Genomic DNA, 19,306 nt, shown 5'->3' on the forward strand with positions numbered 1-19,306 from the left:
CGCTACGGCTCACGACAGGTCCACGCAGACGTTGGTGAGTTCGGAGTAGAAGTTCAACGAGTGCACGCCGCCCTCGCGACCGATCCCGGAGGCCTTCACCCCACCGAACGGCGTGCGCAGGTCCCGCAGGAACCAGGTGTTGACCCAGACGATGCCCGCGTCCAGTCGGACTCCGGCCCGGTGCGCGACGCCCACGTCCCGGGTCCACACCGTCGCCGCCAGGCCGTACTCGGTGCCGTTGGCCAGGGCGTACGCCTCGTCCTCGGTGTCGAACGGCGCCACGTGCACGACCGGGCCGAAGATCTCCTCCCGGTTGGTGCGGGCGTCCGGGCCGAGGCCGGTGAGCACCGTCGGCTGCACGTACGACCCGCCGTCGCGGGCGTCACCGAAAGTGGGCGTGCCGCCGCCGGTGAGCACCTCGGCGCCCTCGGCGCGGGCCAGCTCGTACGCGCCGAGCACCTTCGCCCGGTGCTGCGGGGAGATCAGCGGCATGGTGGCGGTGGCCTCGTCGGTCGGCCAGCCGTACGCCAGCTCGCCGGCCCGCTTCGCCAGCCGGGCGGTGAACTCGTCGAAGACCTGCCGCTGCACGTAGATGCGCTCGGTGCACAGGCACACCTGGCCGCCGTTGGTGAAGCTGGAGCGCATCGAGCCGGCCACCGCCGCGTCCAGGTCGGCGTCGGCGAAGACCAGGCCGGCGTTCTTGCCGCCCAGCTCGAAGCTCACCGCCTTCACGCCGTCGGCGGCGGCCCGCATGATCGCGCCGCCGGTGGCCGACTCGCCGGTGAAGGTGATCGCGTCGACGCCCGGGTGGCGGGTGAGGAACTCGCCGGCCGAGTCCGGTCCGAAGCCGTGCACCAGGTTGAACACCCCGTCCGGTACGCCGGCGGCGGCCATCACCTCGGCGAGCAGCGTCGCCGAGGCGGGCGTCTCCTCGCTGGGCTTGACCACCACGGCGTTGCCGCAGGCGAGCGCCGGGGCGACCTTCCAGGTGAGCAGCAGCAGCGGCAGGTTCCACGGCACGATGACCGCGACCACGCCGACCGGCTTGCGGACGGCGTAGTTCAGCGCCCGGCCGCCGGTCGGGGTGACAGTGGTGAACGACTCGGTGGGCGCGGTCGCGACGATCTCCGCGAACGCCCGGAAGTTCGCCGCGCCACGCGGGATGTCCAGCGTGCGGGCCTGGGCGATGGACTTGCCGGTGTCGGCGACCTCGGCGGTGACCAGATCGTCGAAGCGACGTTCCAGCTCGTCCGCGACACGGCGCAGCACCTCGGCGCGCTCGCGCTCCCCCATCCGGCCCCACGGCCCACGCAGCGCCGCGCGGGCTGCGGCAACCGTGTCGTCCACAGTGGACCGCGTCGCCTCGACGACCTCGAAGACCGGCTCGCCGGTCACCGGGCTCACCTTGGTGAACGTCGACCCGCCGTCGACGAACTCGCCGCCGACGAAGTTGCGCAGCCGCGACGGCCCGGCCGGCGCGCGGCCGGTCATCAGCGTGGCGTCCCAGGTGCCGGTCATGTACGCCTCCCTCGGCTGAGCCCCGCCGTGATCGCGCCCACCAGCAGCAGCGCGGCCCCACCCACGACCGCGCCGAGCACCCGGTGCTGCCGGCGGACCCGGCGGCGCACCTCGGCGTACGGGGTGGTGGAGAAGGACACCAGCTCGTACTGGGAAACGTACCGGCCGGGCAGTGCCCGTTCCAGTGCGTGCTCCACCCGCCGGCGGGTCTGGAACACCGGCGAGGCGACCTTGTCGCGCATCTCCACGAAGTTGGTAAGCGCCATCTGCGCGATGGCCTCGGCGTTCTCCTGCCGGCGGCGCTGGAACAGCGGCAACGCCGCCGACCACTCGTCGGCACACTCGTCGAGGCAGCGGTCCAGCTCGACGACGTCCTCGAAGGCGCAGTTGGCGCCCTGGCCGTAGAACGGCACGATGGCGTGGGCCGCGTCGCCGAGCAGGCCGACAGTGCCGTTGACCTGCCAGGGGGTGCTGCGCACCGTGCCGAGCACGCCCACCGGGTTGTGCTGGTAGTCGTCGACCAGGTTCGGGGCGAGCGGGACCACGTCCGGGTACTGCTCGGCGAAGTGCGCCCTGATCGCGGCCGGGTTGTCCAGGGCCGCGAAACTGCCGACGCCCTCGTTGGGCCAGAACAGCGTGCAGGTGAAGGAACGGTCCGGGTTCGGCAACGCGATCATCATCGAGGTGCCGCGCGGCCAGATGTGCAGCGCGTCCGGATCCAGGGCGAAGTCGCCGCCGAGCGGCGGAATCGTCAGCTCCTTGTAGCCGTAGTCGAGGAAGTCCACGCTCTCGCGCAGCAGCCCGTACGCCAGCAGTTGTCCGCGTACCGCGGAGCCGGCGCCGTCGGCGCCCAACACGACCGACGCCTTCGCGCCGACCGTGCCCTGCGGGGTGTCGAAGCTCAGGGTGCCGTCGGCCGGGTCGAGCCCGACGAGCCGGTGGTCGAAGACGATCCGGACCCCGGGCAGCGCGGCGGCGGCGTCCAGCAGGGCGTTGTTGAGCGCGCCCCGGCTGATCGAGTTGATCGCCCGGTCACCGGCCGCGCTGTACGACTGGAACTGCTGCTCCCCCTCCACCGGGTGGATCATCCGGCCGCGCATCGGCAGCGCGTCGGTCATCACCTGCTCGGCCAGCCCGATCCGGCGCAGCGCGTCCAACCCGCGCTCGGAGAGGGCCAGGTTGATCGAGCGTCCCCGCTCGGCCGCGCCGGCACGCGGGTCCGGCCGACGCTCGTAGAGGGCCACCGGATAGCCGCGCCGGGCCAGGAAGCAGGCGGCCAGACAGCCGGCCAGGCCGGCGCCGATGATCGCGATCTCGTCGCGCCGGGCGGTCATGGGTTCACCTGCCCCACGGTCGCGGTGAGCGCCGCGGCGGCCCGCCAGCAGTCCAGGTACGTGGAGTAGAGCGGCACCGGGGCGAAGCGGATGATGTCCGGCTCGCGGGCGTCGGCGATGACGCCGTGCTCGTGCCGCAGCCGCTTGGTCAGCTCGGCGGCGTTGCCGGCGCTTACGCGTACCGACAACTGGCAGCCCCGGCGGGCCGGATCACGCGGGGTGACCACGCGCAGCGGCCGGTCGGCGGTGACCTCGTCGAGCAGTGCCTCCAGCCAGCCGGTGAGTCGGAGGCTGCGGGCGCGCAACGCCGGCATGCCTACCGTGTCGAACAGCTCCAGCGAGGTACGCACCGGACCCATCGCGAAGATCGGCGGGTTGGAGATCTGCCAGGCCTCCACCGTGGACGGTGGCCGGGACACCGGCGTCATCTCGAACCGGGTGGCCGCCGCGGTGCTCCACCACCCCTCGAAGCGCGGCAGGTCGGGATCGCCGAGGTGCCGCTCGTGCACGAAGACGCCGGCCAGCGCGCCCGGCCCCGAGTTCAGGTACTTGTAGGAGCACCAGGCGGCGAAGTCGACGTCCCAGTCGTGCAGGCGCAGCGGCACGTTGCCCGCCGCGTGGGCCAGGTCCCAGCCGACCACCGCGCCGGCCGCCCGCCCGGCGGCCGTGATCGCCGGAATGTCCAGCAGCTCGCCGGTGAGGTAGTTGACGCCACCCAGCAGCACCAGCGCCACCCGGTCACCCTCGGCGGCCAGGTAGTCGGTGACGTCCTCGGTGCGCAGCGCATCCTCGCCGGGACGCGGGCGCAGCCGGACCACCGTGTCGTCCGGGTCCAGCCCGTGGAAGCGGGCCTGGCTGCGCACCGCGTAGCTGTCCGAGGGAAACGCGCTGTCCTCGATGACGATGCGGGTGCGCGCGCCGGCCGGGCGGTAGAAGCTGACCATCAGCAGGTGCAGGTTGACCGTGAGCGAGTTCATCACCACGGTCTCCGCGGGGAGGGCGCCGACCAGTCGGGCGGCCGGCGCGGTCAACAGCTCGTGGTACGGCAGCCAGGCGCGCTCGGCCTCCAGGTGCCCCTCGACGCCGAGCCGCCCCCAGGCGTCCAGGTCGGCCAGGAGTTCGTCGCGGGTGGCCCGGGGTTGCAGGCCGAGCGAGTTGCCGGCGAGGTACGCCGACTCGGGGTGGTCGCCGCCGTCGGCGGGCGGCACGTGGAAGAGGTGTCGGTGGCCCGGGTCGGCCTGGTCGAGGCGGTGGGCCTCGCTCTCTGGGGTGTGCATGTCTCGCTCTCCGGTCACATCGCGGTGCGGGCCGACCACAGCTCCGGGAAGACCACCCGGGCCATGCTGCGCTGCAACCACGCCAGCCCGGCGGAGCCGCCGCTGCCGACCTTGGCGCCCATTGTCCGCTGCACCGCCTTGACGTGGTTCCACCGCCAGTCGCCGAACTCCTCGGCGACGCCGCTGAGCGCCTCGCCGAGCAGCCGCAGGTGGTTGTCCGGCCCGCCGTCGGCGTAGATCCGCACCCAGGCCGCCTCGACCGCCGGCTGCGGGTCGTGCTCGACCGCCACGTCCCGGTTCAGCAGGTCGGCGGGGATGTCGAAGCCGCGCCGGGCGAGCAGCGCGACCACGTCGTCCCAGAGGCTCGGGGCGGCCAGCGCGGCGCTGAGCGCGCCGTGCACCTCGCTCTGCCGGCGGAACGGCCGGATCAGCGCCGGGTCGCGCAGCCCGAGCAGGAACTCGAGGTGCCGGTACATCGCCGACTGGAAGCCGGAGCCCTCGCCGAGCAGGTTGCGGAACCTGTTGAAGTCGGCCGGGGTCATCCAGCGCAGGCCCTGCCAGGCGGCGTTGAGCCCTTCCAGGTGCAGGGTGGCGCGGCGCAGCGGGGCCAGCGCGTCCCAGATCCGGTCGGCGCGCACCAGACGCTGGGTCTCGCGCAGCTCGTGACAGGTCAGCCCGAAGTACAACTCCATGATCTGACTGACCATGAGGAAGGACATCTCGCCGGGGTCGTCGCTCAGGGGCTGCTGCAACTGGTGCAGGGCGCTGGCCCGCACGTACGCGTCGTAGGGCACCAGCTCGGCGAACTCCAGCGTCGGCTCGCCGCCGTTGCGCGCCGCGCGGGCCGCCCGCTGGCGCGGGGTCACCGGTCGTACCGTGGCGACGCGCTTCGGCGCCCGCCGGTCCGTCTGATCCACCAGTCGTCTCCCTTCCCCCGAAGCTGCCGACGTCATGATCTCGCGGTTGGATCGGCCTGCGGAATGCCGCATCAACGGCACTTGCCGGCCTGAGTTGACGAACCGAAGGCAGCTGGGCGAATCCAGTTCACGAAAGTAAGGTTCGAGCGTGGACGACATGGACTGGGCGCTGCTGCGCGAGTTGCAGGCCGACGCCCGGCTCTCCTTCAGCGAGTTGTCCCGCCGGGTGCACCTGTCCCCACCAGCGGTGGCCGAGCGGGTCCGCCGACTGGAGGAGGCCGGGGTGATCACCGGTTACCACGCCCACGTGGACCTGACCCGAGCCGGCCGTACGGTGGTCGCCCTGATCCGGATGTCCTGTTACGGCGCGCGGTGCATCCTGCACGACCCCGACGTGTCCGACTGGCCCGAGATCCTGGAGATCCACCGGATCACCGGTGACGCGTGCAGCATGCTCAAGGTGGCCGCCGGCTCGATCGGAGACTTCGAGCGGGTGATCGACCGCCTAGCCCCGTACGGCCAGCCGTCCAGCACCATGGTCCTGTCCACCCCCCTCCCCTACAACCCCATAACCCCCCAGCCCCTCCCCTAAGACCCCCGCCCCCGCCCCCGCCCCCGCCCCCGCCTGCGCGATCTTGCACTTCCTGTCGCCGAAGTGCGAGGAATGCCCCGTATGCCGCGACAGTAAGTGCAAGATCGCGGGAGCCCTGCCACCACCCCGGGTCGATCATGGAGTCGTGGTGGGTAGATGAGGGAGATATGCACCTTTTGCGGAGCGCCACAACTCCATGATCGACGCCGGCTGGGGGGGCGGGCGCGGGGGGCGGGGGCGCGCGGGGGTGGGGTTTGTCGTTGGGGTGGCGGGAACTCAACGCGCGTGCCCAGGGGAGGGTTCCGGCGGTCGTCGCCGGTTGGGGGGAAATCATGCAGGGACTTCGCACGATCAACCGCGCACTCTCGTCCGCACTGACACTGGTGGGGCTCATCGGGGCGTTCGTCCTGTTGTCGGTCGCACCGGCGCGTGCCGGTGAGAACACCTTCGTCGAGGTGACGCCGAACAGCGTCCCGGCGGGCAGCCGCGTCACGATCCGCGCGAGCTGCGACAACAACAACGATCGACAGGCCAACGTGCAATCCGACGCGTTCGGGCACGTGATGCTCCGACCGGACAACGGCTTCCTCAAGGGGGAGGTCACCGTTCCGGGCAACAAGGAACCCGGCGACTACCAGGTCGACCTGCGCTGCCAGAACAACCAGACGGCCCAGACGATGCTGACCGTGCTCAACATGGCCTCGCCCAGCAAGGGACCGGCGACGGGCGGCGGCGGCACCGCGGGCGGCCGGGGCACCGGCTCGGTCCTGGTCCTCGGCGGCGTGGCCCTGGTGGCCGCCGCGGTCGCGCTCGGCATGGCGGGCGGTCGGCGTCGGACCGGAGCCGGCTCCTGAGCCGGAGCTGCCATGACCCGCAGATCCGCGCGTGCGCGGTCGGACCACCGTGCCCGCGTCCGGGCCGCGGCGGCCCTGCGCGCCACCGGACGGCTGGTGGCCCGGGCCTCGGTCCGGCTGCGCCGGGTCGCCGGGCAGGCGGTGTCCGCAAGCGTCGCCACCACTGATCCGGACGCCCGTCCGCTGCCGCCGAGCCGTCCCGTCGGGTCGCCGCTGACCCGGCGTCGGCTCGGCACCGGGCCGGGACTGCCGGTCCTGGCCGTGGCCACGCTGATGGTGCTGATCGTGGCGATGCTGGGCATCGAGCAGGTGACCGGGGTCAGTCTGCTGCCGGACCGGATCAGCGCGGGCCTGCGACCGCCGCCGAAGAAGTTCCCGGTGCTGCCGGCCAGCCGCCCGACCGCTCTCTCGATCAGCAAGATCGACCTGCGGGCGCCGCTGCACGACGTGGGCATCGCCCCGGACGGCACCATCGCCGTGCCCGACGTGGGCCGCGCCCAGGAGGCCGGCTGGTACGACCAGGGCCCCACCCCCGGCCAGTACGGGCCGGCGGTGATCGTGGGACACGTGGACACCACGACCGGCCCGGCCGTCTTTCACCAGCTCCGGGAACTGCGCGCGGGAGACCAGATCGAGGTCACCCGCTCCGACGGCCGGGTCGCGGTCTTCGAGGTCGACTCGGTGGAGCGGTTCGACAAGGACCGACTGCCGGTGGACGAGGTGTACGGCGACTTCAGCCGCCCCAGCCTGCGGCTGATCACCTGCGGCGGCCGGTGGGTGGGCGGCGAGCGGGGCTACTCGGACAACCTGGTGGTGTTCGCCTCGCTGGTCAAGGCCCGTGGTGGTTGATCGCCGGCGCCGGCGTCGAGGTACTCGGCGAGCCGGGCGGCCCCGGTGAGCATGGCCCGGCCGCGCTCGGTGAGCCGTCGGCGCCACTGACCGAGCGACGCGGCGAGCGGCTCGGCGCCACCGGCGTCGCGGACCCGACGCAGCACGTCGGCGATGTGGTCGAGCCGGTATCCGCCCCGACGCAGCAGGTGGGCGAGTTGGGCGTCCCGGACGTCGTCGGGCGAGTAGACGCGGTGGCGGGTCACCCGATCGCGCTCCGGGCGCAGAATGCCTGCCGACTCCCACTTGCGCAGGGTCGCGGGTCGTACGCCGAGCCGGTGGGCGAGCACACTGATCGGCACGGCTTTCCGGCCCTGCGGCGCGGGCTCCGACGCGGTGAGGGTCGCGAGGGCCGCCTCGACCGCGTCCAGGGTCTCCCGGTCGCGTTGCAGCAGCGCGTGACCGCTGTCGATCGTGCGCAACGCCGTGTCGATCTCACCCCGGTTGACGGCCCGCATGATGTCGCCGCTGGCCGCGTGGCCGTGCCCGACGATGAGCGCGAGGTAGGCGCTCAGTGCGGTGGCGTGCACCTCGGTGAACCGGCGGTACCCGGTCGCGGTGCGCTCGGCGGGTGGCAGCACGCCGTCCCGTTCGTAGTTGCGGACGGCCTGCGCCGACAGCCCGTGCCGGCGCGCGAGGTCGACCGGTCGGCGTACCCCCGGGTTTGAGGGTTTTGTGGTTGTCACCCGCGCTCCCTCGCTCTGAAGTCTCCACCGCTGGTGCAACGATACGGTTGATGCAATGACCGCTCTTGTTGACGTGCTTGCCGGCTCGCCGGCGCTGCTCGCGCTCGGTGAGCCGACGCACGGTGAATCCGCGTTCCTCCAGATCCGCAACGACGCCTTCCTGACGCTGGCCGAGCACGGCTACCGATCGATCGCCCTGGAGAGCGACCGGGCCGCGGGACTGCTCGCCGACGCGTTCGTGCAGGGCGCGGCCGTGCCGCTCGACCGCGTGCTCGCCGAGGGTTTCAGCCACGGGTTCGGCGCCGCGCCGGCCAACCGTGACCTGCTGCTGCGGATGCGCGAGTGGAACGACGGACGGCCCGCCGCCGAGCGCCTGAGTTTTCACGGCTTCGACGCCCCGCTGGAGATCGAGGGCGCCCCGAGCCCCCGGCGTCACCTGGTGCGGGTGTGCGAATTCCTCGACCTGGACCGGTCGGCCGAGATCGACGACCTCGTCGGGGACGAGGCCCGCTGGAACGACACGGCCGCGATCTGGGAGCCCGGCCGCTCGGTCGGACGCTCGTCCGACGCCCAGCGGCTGCGGGTGCTCGCCGACGACCTGCTGACCGAGTTGTACCTGCGGGCACACCTACGGTCCGAGGGCTGGCAGTCGGCCTTCGTCCACGCCACGTCGGCGGTAGCGGTGCTGCGCTACCACTCGGCGGCCGCGGCGCCACTGGTCCAGGAGGAACGCTTCGCCCGCCTGGCCGCCGTCCGGGACGCGCTGATGGCCGAGAACCTGCTCGCGATCCGGGCGGTCGAGGCACACCGTGGACCCACGCTGGTCTTCGCGCACAACACGCACCTCCAGCGCCACCCCGGCACGATGACGATCGGCGCGACGGAGGTGTCGTGGGCCGGGGCCGGCGCGATCGTCGGAGCGTTGCTGGGCGAGCGGTACGCGGTGATCGTCGGCAGCCTCGGCGCGAGCCCCGCGCTCGGCATCGACGTACCCGCCGCGACGACCTACGAGGGCAGGCTCTCACAGAAGCTCACCCTCCCCGGGTACGTCCGGGCGGCCGAGATCGAGCCGGCCGAGCGGAGGACGCACGACTACCGCTACTTCCCCCTGGACCAGGCCGCCATCGACCACGCCGACGCGGTACTGCACATCCCGACCGGCCTCGACGCGACAGTGCTCGCCGACCGGATCAGCGCGCTGCCCGACGTCGAGCAGGTGGTGGCGAGCGAGGAGGACGGCTCACCCGAGGGCGCCTGGGGCGACCGGTTCTTCCACGTCGGCCCGGACCGCCGCCAGCCGTTCGCCACCATCGTGGAGCACGACGTGCCCGGCTTCGACGAAGCCGGGCAGCTGGACCGCCCCGGCGTCTTCCGCCTCAACCTGGACCTGGGCCGGGCCGAGTTCGAGAGGATGTTCGGCTTCGCACCGAAGGCGTTCGAGGAGCACCGGGACGCCTTCGACTTCGCCCGGCTGGACACTGTCACGCCGCATCCGGGGTACGCGCTGTACGGCTTCGCCAGCATCGTGATGCCGGGGCCGCAGATGCTGCCCGAGATCGACCGCCTACTCGCGATCGCGCACGCCCGGGCGGTGGACCGGCACGAGCGCGCGACCCGTCGAGCGACCGACCAGCGGGACTGAGCCCGACGACGCTCCCGAGCTGACGGCCGCCGCGGCCCCGGTCGGGCCGGGCGGCCGCCTCAGCCCAGCGCAGGTCGGGTCAGGCCAAGCGCAGGTCGGGTCGGGCGGCCGCCTCAGCCCAGCGCAGGTCGAGTCAGGCCAAGCGCAGGTCGGGTCGGGCCAGGCGGCCGCCTCAGCCCAGCGCAGGTCGGGTCAGGCCAAGCGCAGGTCGGGTCGGGCGGCCGCCTCGGGCCAGCGCGGGAGGTCAGGTCGCGCGGCCGCATCGGGGCCGCGCAGGTGCGGTCAGGCGGCTGCCTCGGGCTCGCGCAGGTCGAGCCAGTCGGCCCAGCGCGGGTCCGGAGCGCGGTGCCCGAGGACCCGCCAGGCGGTGCCCTTCGGGGCGGCCGGCAACGCGTGCAGCCGCCAGCCCAGCTCGGCCGGGGTCTTGTCGCCCTTGGTGTGGTTGCACCGGGCGCACGCGGCGACCACGTTCTCCCAGGCGTGCCGCCCACCCCGGCTGCGCGGGAAGACGTGGTCGATGGTCTCGGCCGGCCCTCGGCAGTAGGCGCACCGCCAGCCGTCCCGGGCGAAGATCGCTCGGCGGGACAGCCCCACGTGGGTGCGGTAGGGCACCCGGACGAAGCGGGTCAGGCGCACGACCGACGGCACGGGCAGCGCGTCCCGGGCGCTGTGCAGGATGCCGTCGCCATCGGCGACGCAGACGGCCTTGGCGGAGAGGACGAGGATCGCGGCGCGACGCACCGACACGACACACAGGGGCTCGTAGGTGGCGTTGAGGACCAGCGCGCCGGAGCCCACCGTGGGTCGTATGTCAGGCATCGCGCTCACCCTCCCGGTTCAGCGGCTGCTGCGAAACGCCGCCGACCGGGGCCGGGCACGAAAGCCCGCACCGTCGACGCCCGTTCGATCACCGACGTCCGTTGCGCCAATAGTCCCTGATCGGACCCCGGATTGCACGTACTAATCCGGGGTCGGACATGAAGCTCTTTCCCGCACCTGTCACGATGGCCGGTTCGCCCCGGTCCGACCCGCCGCTCGGGCGCATCTCACCCGGCCGGTGGGTCGGCGGCGACCGGTCCGGGGCGTTGCGGTACGAAGACAGGGTGAGTGCCGCCAGCGGAACGCCCCTTGCCCTGCCCGACGCCGTGTCGGTGAACTGTCAGGGCAGCACCTCCTGCGAGTGGATCTACGGGATCACCAGGTCGGAATGGTTCGCGGAGGGCAGCTACTGGATCCTGCTCAAGCCGCTGCGGGTGCTGGTGATAGTGGCGCTGGCGATGGTGGCCCGCTGGGCGCTGCACCGGACGATCGACCGGCTGGTCCGCACGACCACCGACGGCGCGGTGCCGACCATGCTGCGGCCGCTGCGCGAGCGGGTGCCCACGGCAGCTGTCGACCCGGCCGAGTTCGTGCCCGAGCGCCGCCGGCAACGGGCCGAGGCGATCGGCTCGGTGCTGCGCAGCCTGACCACCGCGTTCGTCTTCGGCATCGCGCTGCTGATGATCCTGCGCGAGTTCAGCTTCGACCTCGCCCCGTTGCTGGCCAGCGCCGGGATCGCCGGCGTCGCCCTGGGCTTCGGCGCGCAGAGCCTGGTCAAGGACCTGATCGCCGGGCTCTTCATGCTCATCGAGGACCAGTACGGCGTGGGCGACAACGTCGACCTGGGCGAGGCGACAGGTGTCGTGGAGTCGGTCGGGCTGCGGGTCACCACGGTCCGGGACGGACGCGGCGTGCTCTGGTACATCCGCAACGGCGAGATCATCCGGGTGGGCAACAAGAGCCAGGGCTGGGCGCTCGTGGTCGTGGACCTGCCGATCGGCTTCAGCGGCACGGAGGAGGCCACCGCCGTGCTGCGGACGGCCGCGGCCTCGGTGGCGCTGGACCCGGAGCTGTCGCCGGAGATCGTGGAGGCCCCGGAGGTGCTGGGCGTCGAGCAGGTGACTGTGGATGGCGCCGTGATCCGTACGGTGGTGAAGACGACTGCCGACGGCCAGTTCGCGGTGAGCCGGGAGCTGCGCCGCAGGCTGGCGGAGGCGCTGGAGAACTCGGGGATCACCGCGCAGATCGCCGCCGCCCGCATCTATCCCGGTCTGTCGAGCCGGCCGTTGCCCGAGGGTGAGACCGGCCAGGGCGGCGCCACCTGACCCCGGCGAGACTGGCCGGCAATACAGGGGTCGCGAGCCGCCCGGCCCCTGGAGTATCGTCCGTTCGTTCAGTCGGGGATGCGACGAACGATCCGTTCGCCCTAGCTAGTTGTCAGACGATCGGGCAGAATCCGGAGCACGCGTTCCCGCCGGAGCGTGGTCACATCCTCGCTGATCCGGAGATCTGACGAGTGTTCCCGGCCCGGCCGCCACGAGCTGTCGTTCCGGGAGCCGATGGAGGCGACGGTGCCTGACGAGCGACCTTCCGCGGAAGGCCCGGCCACTTTTCGCGAAGTGTTCGCCCAGCGCGAGTTCCGGGTTGTCTTCACGGCCGGGGCTCTGTCCTGGGTCGGTGACTACGTCGCCAAGGCCGCCGTCACCCTGCTCGTCTATCAGCAGACCAGGTCCGTCGCGCTCTCCGCCGCCGCGTTCGCGGTCAGCTACCTGCCGTGGCTGCTGGGGGGCCCGCTGCTCGCCGCCCTGGCCGAGCGGCATCCGTACCGCCGGGTGATGGTGGCGTGCGACGTGATCCGGATGGCGCTGATGCTGCTCATCGCCCTCCCCAACCTGCCGGTTCCGGCGCTGCTGGTGCTCATCTTCGCCGCCACGTTGGCCAATCCGCCGAGCCAGGCCGCGAAGTCCGCGCTGATGCCGCAGATCCTCGCCGGGGACCGGCTGGTGGTCGGGTTGTCGCTGAACGCCAGCATCGGTCAGGCGGCCCAGGTCGTCGGCTACCTGCTCGGTGCCGCCGTCGCCTCGATCAACCCGACGGTCGCGCTGCTGTTCAACGCGGCCACGTTCGGCCTCTCGGCGCTGCTGGTCCGCGTCGGCGTACGGAACCGGCCGGCGACGATGACCATCGCGCACCGCTCCCACCTGCTCCGGGAGACCGCTCAGGGGTTCCAGATCGTGTTCGGCACCCCGGTGCTGCGGGCCATCGCGGTGCTGGTGTTCAGCGCGCTGCTGTTCTCGATCATCCCGGAGGGGCTGGCCGCCGCCTGGGCCAACAAGGGCTCCCACGGTGGCATGGACGCGGGCACCGCGCAGGCGGTGATCATGGTCGCCAACCCGGTGGGCTACGTCCTGGGTGGGCTGCTGGTGAGCCGGCTCTTCGGCCCGACCCGCCGCCTGAGCCTGATGCGGCCCCTCGCGGTGTTCTCCCCGCTGGTGCTGGTGCCGGCGCTGTTCGATCCGCCACCGCTGGTGGTGGCGTTGCTGGCCGCCCTGTGCGGGTTCGCGGTCGCCGGGATGATGCCGATGGCCAACGGGCTCTTCGTCCAGGCGCTGCCGGACGGGTTCCGGGCCCGCGCGTTCGGTGTGATGGCCACCGGCGTCCAGGTCATCCAGGGTTTCGCGGTGCTGGTCACCGGGCTGCTCGCCGAGCGGTTCTCCATCCCGGTGGTGGTCGGGGTCTGGAGCGCCGCTGGAGTGGTGCTGATGACGATCGTCGCCCTGCGTTGGCCGGACAGGCAGACGGTGGACGACGCCATAGCCAGGGCCGCCGCGGCCAACGCCGACCCGAGCCCCGGTCGGGGCGCCACCGTCGCCGACGGCACGCCGGCCGGCGCCGACCTCCGGCCCGCCGACGGCCACCGCCGGCACGCGGTCACCTGATCCACGGCGTGAGCCGGCGCACGGCCTCCGGGTCGGGTCGGCGGCCGGGGCACCTGGCAGGATGGAACGGTGAACCCCGCAGGTGAATCCGACAGTCCCGAAGCGTCGATGACCCTCTTCGAGGCGGTCGGCGGCGAACCCACCTTCCGCCGGCTGGTGGACGAGTTCTATGTCGGCGTCGCCACCGATCCGCTGCTGCGACCCATGTATCCGGAGGAGGACCTGGGCCCGGCGGCCGACCGGCTGACCCTGTTCCTGATGCAGTACTGGGGCGGGCCGAACACGTACTCCGCGCAGCGCGGGCACCCCCGGCTGCGCATGCGGCACGCGCCGTTCCGGATCGGCGTTGCCGAGCGGGACGCCTGGCTGCGGCACATGCGCCAGGCGGTCGACCGGCTCGACCTGGAGCCGCAGCTCGCCGTCGCCCTCTGGGACTATCTGGAGCGGGCCGCGTTCTTCATGGTCAACGTCATGGAGGACCCGGCCGAGCGCGCCTGACGGCGCGTTCCGGCACGGACGCCGCGGGGCGCCTCAGAGCAGGGCGCCCTCGTCGTGCAGCCAGTCCACGAAGCTGGCGGCCACTGCCGCGCCGCAGTCGAGCATCTCGACCAGCAGAGCGTCGTGGGTGCCGGCACCCAGCGGAACCTGCAACTCGGCGTAGATCGGCAGCTGCCCGCGCTCGGTCGGGTCGCCGATGTACGCCTTGCAGAAGCGGCGGGTGTGGTTCCACTCGTTGACCACCCGGTAGGCCCGGTCGGCCCAGTCCGGCGGAACCGTGGCGTGCGGGCGGGCCCGCATCACCAGGATCTCGTCCTCGGGGCCTTCGAGGGTCACCAGCACGGCGTGCCGCTCCCACATGGCCAGCAGGTTGCCGTCGCCGTCGGCCAGGTAGCGCACGTCGAGCAGGTCGAGTGCGTCACAGACACGGCGCAGGCTCACCGGCTCGATTGTCGCCGGCATCTCGGTCAGGACGGGACGGTCGCTGCCGGGGCAGTCGTCCCCCGGTTGGCGAGGACTCGGCGGGCCGACCCGGACCGCGCTCTCCACTGTGATCCCGCTTCGGGTTTCCGGATCGCCGCCGTCGGCGGGACCGGGGCGCCATGACCACCACGGCATCGCTCGTCGCACCTCACTCCCCAGCGGATCCAGCCGCCTACGGTGCGTTGGATCCGAGGATGGACGGTACCCGGACAGCCGGGTTGAAGCACCCCCCCAACGACCGCACCGGCCCAGAAGAATGAGCAGGGGTCAGCCGTTCGGACGAGTAGCGAGGGGTGTCACGGCAAGGTCGGTGGCCTTCTGCAACCAGGCCGCTCCGTATGGTCCCACCAGGCCCACCCAACGGCCCGCCACCCGCACCTGGACCTCGGAGCGACCGCCAGGCCCGGCCGGCTCGTCGACCGCGCCGAGGAAGCCCATCCGGACCAGCCCCTGCACGAGCCGCTGCGACACCTCGACGGCGGGGCCCGGCGGATCGTCCGGCGTGACCAGGACGGCCACGTGGTCGAGCAGCGCGTCGCGAAGCGCGCGCTGACCCACCGCGCGGCCCGCCACCCCCTGCTCGCTCGCGGTGCGCAGGGTGCCCGCCGCCGCGTCGGCGATCCGCCGCACCTCGACGGCCGGCAGCACCTCCACCGGCTCGCTGCGCACCGGTGGCAGCGGCCAGCGCCACTGCGCGTCGCGGCGGGCCGGCAGCGTCGCCCCACCGCGTTCCAGTTCGGCCAGCAGGTCGGCGGCGCCCACTGTGACGTCACCGGCGGCCGCTCCGGCGACCGTCCGGGCCACCAGCACCTGCCAGGGCAGCCGGGCGAACAGCGCGACCCGGCCGGGAGCGCCGGCCGGCCGCAGCCGGACCGGCGCCGTCGGGTCCAGCCGGACCAGCCGGGCCAGGAACGCACCCGCGTCGGCCACGCCGGTCAGGCCGTGCCCGGACGGTGACGCCGCGACGCGGTCCGGGCCGGCGGTGCCCGGCCGAGTCACGCGCCGCCGCCCTGCGGGGCGTACGTGAGCAGGAAGTCCCGCTCCTCGGTGGTGATCCGCCGGGGCACCTGGCGGGTCAGGTCGAACGGCACCAGCACCGAGCGGGCCCGGCTGGCGAGCACGTCGCCGTCGTACAGTTCGTACGCGACGGTGAACCGCGATGCCTTGATCTCCTCCACCCACAGCTCGATGCGGACGGTGGGCGCGGCCTCCGCGGTGGCCCGACCCAGCGCGTAGTCGACCGGGCGCAGGTAGTCGACCTCGTGCCGACGGATCACGACGCCGTCGGCGAACGAGCCCACTCCCCAGGCCCGGCCGCCGGCGAACATCAACGCCACCCGCGCCTCCTCGTAGAGCGTGAGGAAACGCGAGTTGTTGACGTGGCCGTACGCGTCCAGGTCGGACCAGCGCAACGTGCAGTGGTAGACGAACCGGTCGGACATCAGTCGCGGGTCAGCTTGCGGTAGGTCACCCGGTGCGGCCGGGCAGCCTCCGCGCCGAGGCGGTCGATCTTGTTCTTCTCGTACGCCTCGAAGTTGCCCTCGAACCAGAACCACTTGGCCGGGTCCTGGTCGTCACCCTCCCAGGCCAGGATGTGCGTGGCGACCCGGTCCAGGAACATCCGGTCGTGGGAGATGACCACGGCGCAGCCGGGGAACTCCAGCAGGGCGTTCTCCAGGCTGGAGAGCGTCTCCACGTCCAGGTCGTTGGTCGGCTCGTCGAGCAGGATGACGTTGCCGCCGATCTTCAGGGTCAGCGCCAGGTTGAGCCGGTTGCGCTCGCCGCCGGAGAGCACCTTTGTCGGCTTCTGCTGGTCCGGGCCCTTGAAGCCGAACGCGGCGATGTACGCCCGCGACGGCATCTCGACCTTGCCCACCATCAGGTAGTCCAGCCCGTCGGAGACGACCTCCCAGACGGTCTTGTCGCCGTCGAGGCCCTGCCGGTTCTGGTCGACGTACGACAGCGAGACGGTGGGGCCGACCCGGACCTCGCCGCCGGTCGGCTCCTCGAGCCCGACGATGGTCTTGAACAGCGTGGTCTTGCCGACGCCGTTCGGGCCGATGATGCCGACGATGCCGTTGCGGGGCAGCGAGAACGACAGGTTGTCGATCAGCAGCCGGTCGCCGAAGCCCTTGCTGAGGCCGTTCGCCTCGATCACCGTGCTGCCCAGGCGCGGGCCCGGCGGGATCTGGATCTCCTCGAAGTCCAGCTTGCGGGTCTTCTCCGCCTCGGTGGCCATCTCGTCGTACCGGTCCAGGCGGGCCTTGGACTTGGTCTGGCGGGCCTTGGCGTTGGAGCGGACCCACTCCAGTTCCTCGGTGAGGCGCTTCTTCATCTTGGCGTCGCGGCGACCCTCGACGGCGAGCCGGGCGGCCTTCTTCTCCAGGTAGGTGGAGTAGTTGCCCTCGTACCCGATGGCCCGGCCGCGGTCCAGCTCCAGGATCCAACCGGCGACCTTGTCCAGGAAGTACCGGTCGTGGGTGATCGCCATGACGGTGCCGGCGTACTTGGCCAGGTGCTGCTCCAGCCAGGAGACGCTCTCCGCGTCCAGGTGGTTGGTGGGCTCGTCGAGCAGCAGCAGGTCGGGCGCCTCCAGCAGCAGCTTGCAGAGCGCGACGCGGCGGCGCTCGCCACCGGAGAGCTGGGTCACGTCGGCGTCCGGCGGCGGGCAGCGCAGGGCGTCCATGGCGAGTTCGAGCTTGGAGTCGATGTCCCACGCGTCGGCGTGGTCCAGCTCCTCCTGGAGCCGGCCCATCTCCTCCATCAGCTCGTCGGAGTAGTCGGTCGCCATCTGCTCGGCGATCTTGTTGAACCGCTCCAGCTTGGCCTTGGTCTCGGCGACCGCCTCCTCGACGTTGCCGAGGACGGTCTTGGCGTCGTTGAGCGGGGGCTCCTGGGCGAGCATGCCGACGGTGTAGCCGGGCATCAGCCGGGCCTCGCCGTTGCTCGGCTTGTCCAGCCCTGCCATGATCTTGAGGAGGCTGGACTTACCGGCGCCGTTCGGGCCGACCACACCGATCTTGGCGCCCGGCAGGAAGCTCAGCGTCACGTTGTCGAGCACGACCTTGTCGCCGTGCGCCTTGCGCGCCTTTTCCAGGACGTAGATGTACTGGGCCACGGTGCGGGCTACCTCCGTCGGTTTGCTGTCGCCTGAGTCGGCGGCGCGGCGCGGGCTGGGACCTGCACCCGCCGCCGCCGGCCGGGAGCCGGCCGCGCGCACGCCATCGTCAATCCTGACAGGTACGGCGCGCTTCGCCCACATCACCCCGCCCGAGGAGTACGACGGCGGCGGCTGTCGACAAGATCACCGTTAGGATTCGGCGCTGGCGAGGCGGGTAGGAGACTCCGGCACGGGGCACAAGACGCCGCAGCTACGCTCAGTACGCTCATCGCGGTGGACCCGTCAGCACCCGGAGGTGGCCGATCGTGACCGTCCGTAGCTCCTTTGTCGTAGTGGCGAACCGTCTGCCGGTCGACGAGGTGAGCACACCCGAGGGACGGCAGTGGCGACGCAGCCCCGGCGGGCTGGTCACCGCGCTGCATCCCGTGCTCGCCGAACACCAGGGCACCTGGGTCGGCTGGGCCGGCGGCACCGGCGCCGCCCCCGAGCCGTTCGACCTGGAGGGCATCCGGCTGCACCCGGTCCCGCTCAGCGCCGAGGAGTTGGAGCGCTACTACGAGGGCCAGTCGAACGCGACGATCTGGCCGCTCTACCACGACGCGGTGGAGACGCCCGCGTACAAGCGGCGCTGGCGGGAGGCGTACCGCCTGGTCAACGCCCGGTTCGCGGAGGCCGCCGCGGACGTGGCGGCCGAGGGCGCGACGGTCTGGGTGCAGGACTACCAACTTCAGCTGGTCCCGGCGATGCTCCGCGAGCTGCGTCCGGACCTGCGGATCGGTTTCTTCCTGCACATCCCGTTCCCGCCGATCGAGTTGTTCATGCAGATGCCGTTCCGCACCGAGATCCTGCGGGGTCTGCTCGGCGCGGATCTGGTGGGTTTCCAGCAGCGGCTGGCCGCGCAGAACTTCGTTCGGCTGGCCCGGCACCTGCTCGGGCTGCGCTACGAGGGGCAGATGATCCAGGTCGACGGTCGGCAGGTGAAGGCCGGCGCCTTCCCGATCTCCATCGACACGCAGGAGATGGAACGGATGGCCGCCGACCCGGCGATCCAGGCGCGGGCCAAGCAGATCCGCGCCGAGCTGGGCGACCCGAAGACGATCATCCTGGGCGTGGACCGGCTGGATTACACCAAGGGCATCGAGTTGCGGCTCAAGGCCTTCCGCGAGTTGCTCGCTGACGGAAAGTTGACAGTTCCGGACGCCGTTATGGTGCAGGTGGCCACGCCGAGCCGCGAGCGCGTCGAGCACTACCAGGCACTACGGGTCAAGGTAGAGCGCGAAGTTGGTCGGATTAATGGCGAATTCGGCCGAGTCGGCGTGCCGGCCGTGCATTACCTCCATCAGTCGTACAGTCGCAGTGAACTGGCCGCGATGTACGTTGCTGCGGACGTGATGATGGTGACCCCGCTGCGAGACGGTATGAATCTGGTAGCCAAGGAGTACGTCGCATCACGCGCCGACCAGGGCGGTGCGCTCGTGCTCAGCGAGTTCGCTGGCGCCGCAACGGAGCTGCGCCAGGCTTTCCTGTGTAACCCGCACGACCCGGACGCGGTCAAGGACGCCCTGCTCCGGGCCGTGCACGTGGAGAAAACCGAGGCACGCCGCCGGATGCGGACAATGCAACGTCACCTGCGTACCCACGACGTGGGGCACTGGGCCAAGTCTTTCCTCTCCGAACTCGGAGTTCCCGAGGCGGAGGCCGAGTGAACACGTCCGTCAACGACGGAGCGGCGATCACC

At 71.9% G+C, this 19,306-nt stretch carries 18 protein-coding genes; 8 read left to right on the forward strand and 10 right to left on the reverse strand.

Annotated elements, in window-relative coordinates; translation table 11 throughout:
* Nucleotides 1–9: 9 nt before the first annotated feature.
* From AB0B39_RS26695 to AB0B39_RS26710, 4 genes are read right to left on the reverse strand one after another with little or no spacing between them, the layout of a single operon-like run.
* Nucleotides 10–1,491: a 2-hydroxymuconic semialdehyde dehydrogenase gene (locus tag AB0B39_RS26695; protein ID WP_357575745.1), complete on the reverse strand. Its 1,482-nt coding sequence runs from the start codon at nucleotides 1,489–1,491 to the stop codon at nucleotides 10–12.
* A gap of 23 nt (nucleotides 1,492–1,514) precedes the next feature.
* A complete protein-coding gene (locus AB0B39_RS26700) occupies nucleotides 1,515–2,852 on the reverse strand; it encodes an NAD(P)/FAD-dependent oxidoreductase (RefSeq protein ID WP_357575705.1) in 1,338 nt (445 codons plus the stop codon).
* A complete protein-coding gene (gene kynU / locus AB0B39_RS26705) occupies nucleotides 2,849–4,129 on the reverse strand; it encodes a kynureninase (protein WP_357575706.1) in 1,281 nt (426 codons plus the stop codon). The genes AB0B39_RS26700 and kynU overlap by 4 nt, the downstream gene beginning before the upstream one ends.
* Nucleotides 4,130–4,143: 14 nt before the next feature.
* Nucleotides 4,144–5,046, reverse strand: coding sequence for a tryptophan 2,3-dioxygenase family protein (locus AB0B39_RS26710; protein WP_234582147.1), 903 nt, complete (start codon nucleotides 5,044–5,046; stop codon nucleotides 4,144–4,146).
* A 148-nt stretch (nucleotides 5,047–5,194) separates the two neighbouring features.
* Between AB0B39_RS26710 and AB0B39_RS26715 the strand changes: the two genes are divergently transcribed.
* From AB0B39_RS26715 to AB0B39_RS26725, 3 genes are all read left to right on the forward strand, one after another.
* Nucleotides 5,195–5,638, forward strand: coding sequence for an Lrp/AsnC family transcriptional regulator (locus AB0B39_RS26715; protein ID WP_234582146.1), 444 nt, complete (start codon nucleotides 5,195–5,197; stop codon nucleotides 5,636–5,638).
* A gap of 380 nt (nucleotides 5,639–6,018) precedes the next feature.
* Nucleotides 6,019–6,492, forward strand: coding sequence for a hypothetical protein (locus AB0B39_RS26720; protein ID WP_234582175.1), 474 nt, complete (start codon nucleotides 6,019–6,021; stop codon nucleotides 6,490–6,492).
* A gap of 75 nt (nucleotides 6,493–6,567) precedes the next feature.
* Nucleotides 6,568–7,341, forward strand: a complete 774-nt coding sequence (locus AB0B39_RS26725; protein WP_357496271.1) for a class F sortase — start codon at nucleotides 6,568–6,570, stop codon at nucleotides 7,339–7,341.
* On the opposite strand, the gene AB0B39_RS26730 is transcribed toward AB0B39_RS26725, so the two are convergent.
* Entirely contained in the window at nucleotides 7,287–8,066 is a 780-nt protein-coding gene (locus AB0B39_RS26730) for a MerR family transcriptional regulator (protein WP_357496191.1), read from the reverse strand. The two genes, AB0B39_RS26725 and AB0B39_RS26730, sit on opposite strands and share 55 nt — an antisense overlap.
* 55 nt (nucleotides 8,067–8,121) lie before the next feature.
* On the opposite strand from AB0B39_RS26730, the gene AB0B39_RS26735 reads away from it, so the two are divergent.
* Nucleotides 8,122–9,708 (forward strand): DUF6194 family protein, encoded by a 1,587-nt coding sequence (locus tag AB0B39_RS26735; RefSeq protein WP_357575707.1) that lies wholly within the window; start codon nucleotides 8,122–8,124, stop codon nucleotides 9,706–9,708.
* A 282-nt stretch (nucleotides 9,709–9,990) separates the two neighbouring features.
* On the opposite strand, the gene AB0B39_RS26740 is transcribed toward AB0B39_RS26735, so the two are convergent.
* The gene (locus tag AB0B39_RS26740) at nucleotides 9,991–10,527 is read right to left on the reverse strand and encodes an HNH endonuclease (RefSeq protein WP_074313833.1); all 537 of its coding nucleotides are present in this window, start codon (nucleotides 10,525–10,527) and stop codon (nucleotides 9,991–9,993) included.
* Nucleotides 10,528–10,685: 158 nt separating this feature from the next.
* On the opposite strand from AB0B39_RS26740, the gene AB0B39_RS26745 reads away from it, so the two are divergent.
* From AB0B39_RS26745 to AB0B39_RS26755, 3 genes are all read left to right on the forward strand, one after another.
* Complete coding sequence (locus AB0B39_RS26745) at nucleotides 10,686–11,852, forward strand: mechanosensitive ion channel family protein (protein WP_357575708.1); 1,167 nt, start codon at nucleotides 10,686–10,688, stop codon at nucleotides 11,850–11,852.
* Between the two features lie 234 nt (nucleotides 11,853–12,086).
* On the forward strand, nucleotides 12,087–13,466 hold the full coding sequence (locus AB0B39_RS26750; RefSeq protein WP_357575709.1) for an MFS transporter: 1,380 nt from the start codon (nucleotides 12,087–12,089) through the stop codon (nucleotides 13,464–13,466).
* A gap of 108 nt (nucleotides 13,467–13,574) precedes the next feature.
* Entirely contained in the window at nucleotides 13,575–13,964 is a 390-nt protein-coding gene (locus tag AB0B39_RS26755) for a globin (RefSeq protein WP_357575710.1), read from the forward strand.
* A 33-nt stretch (nucleotides 13,965–13,997) separates the two neighbouring features.
* On the opposite strand, the gene AB0B39_RS26760 is transcribed toward AB0B39_RS26755, so the two are convergent.
* The 4 genes from AB0B39_RS26760 to ettA all read right to left on the reverse strand — a co-directional run bounded on the left by AB0B39_RS26760 (nucleotide 13,998) and on the right by ettA (nucleotide 17,565).
* Entirely contained in the window at nucleotides 13,998–14,582 is a 585-nt protein-coding gene (locus tag AB0B39_RS26760; RefSeq protein ID WP_234582140.1) for a YbjN domain-containing protein, read from the reverse strand.
* 132 nt (nucleotides 14,583–14,714) lie between these two features.
* Nucleotides 14,715–15,446: a hypothetical protein gene (locus tag AB0B39_RS26765; protein WP_357575711.1), complete on the reverse strand. Its 732-nt coding sequence runs from the start codon at nucleotides 15,444–15,446 to the stop codon at nucleotides 14,715–14,717.
* Nucleotides 15,443–15,889, reverse strand: coding sequence for a thioesterase family protein (locus tag AB0B39_RS26770; RefSeq protein ID WP_357496178.1), 447 nt, complete (start codon nucleotides 15,887–15,889; stop codon nucleotides 15,443–15,445). The genes AB0B39_RS26765 and AB0B39_RS26770 overlap by 4 nt, the downstream gene beginning before the upstream one ends.
* On the reverse strand, nucleotides 15,889–17,565 hold the full coding sequence (ettA, locus tag AB0B39_RS26775; RefSeq protein WP_234582137.1) for an energy-dependent translational throttle protein EttA: 1,677 nt from the start codon (nucleotides 17,563–17,565) through the stop codon (nucleotides 15,889–15,891). The genes AB0B39_RS26770 and ettA overlap by 1 nt, the downstream gene beginning before the upstream one ends.
* Nucleotides 17,566–17,873: 308 nt before the next feature.
* Between ettA and AB0B39_RS26780 the strand changes: the two genes are divergently transcribed.
* Entirely contained in the window at nucleotides 17,874–19,274 is a 1,401-nt protein-coding gene (locus AB0B39_RS26780; protein ID WP_030488230.1) for a trehalose-6-phosphate synthase, read from the forward strand.
* Nucleotides 19,275–19,306 lie beyond the last annotated feature (32 nt).

Origin of the sequence: Micromonospora sp. NPDC049114 (genome assembly GCF_040648635.1) — a bacterium.
Lineage (GTDB): Bacteria > Actinomycetota > Actinomycetes > Mycobacteriales > Micromonosporaceae > Micromonospora.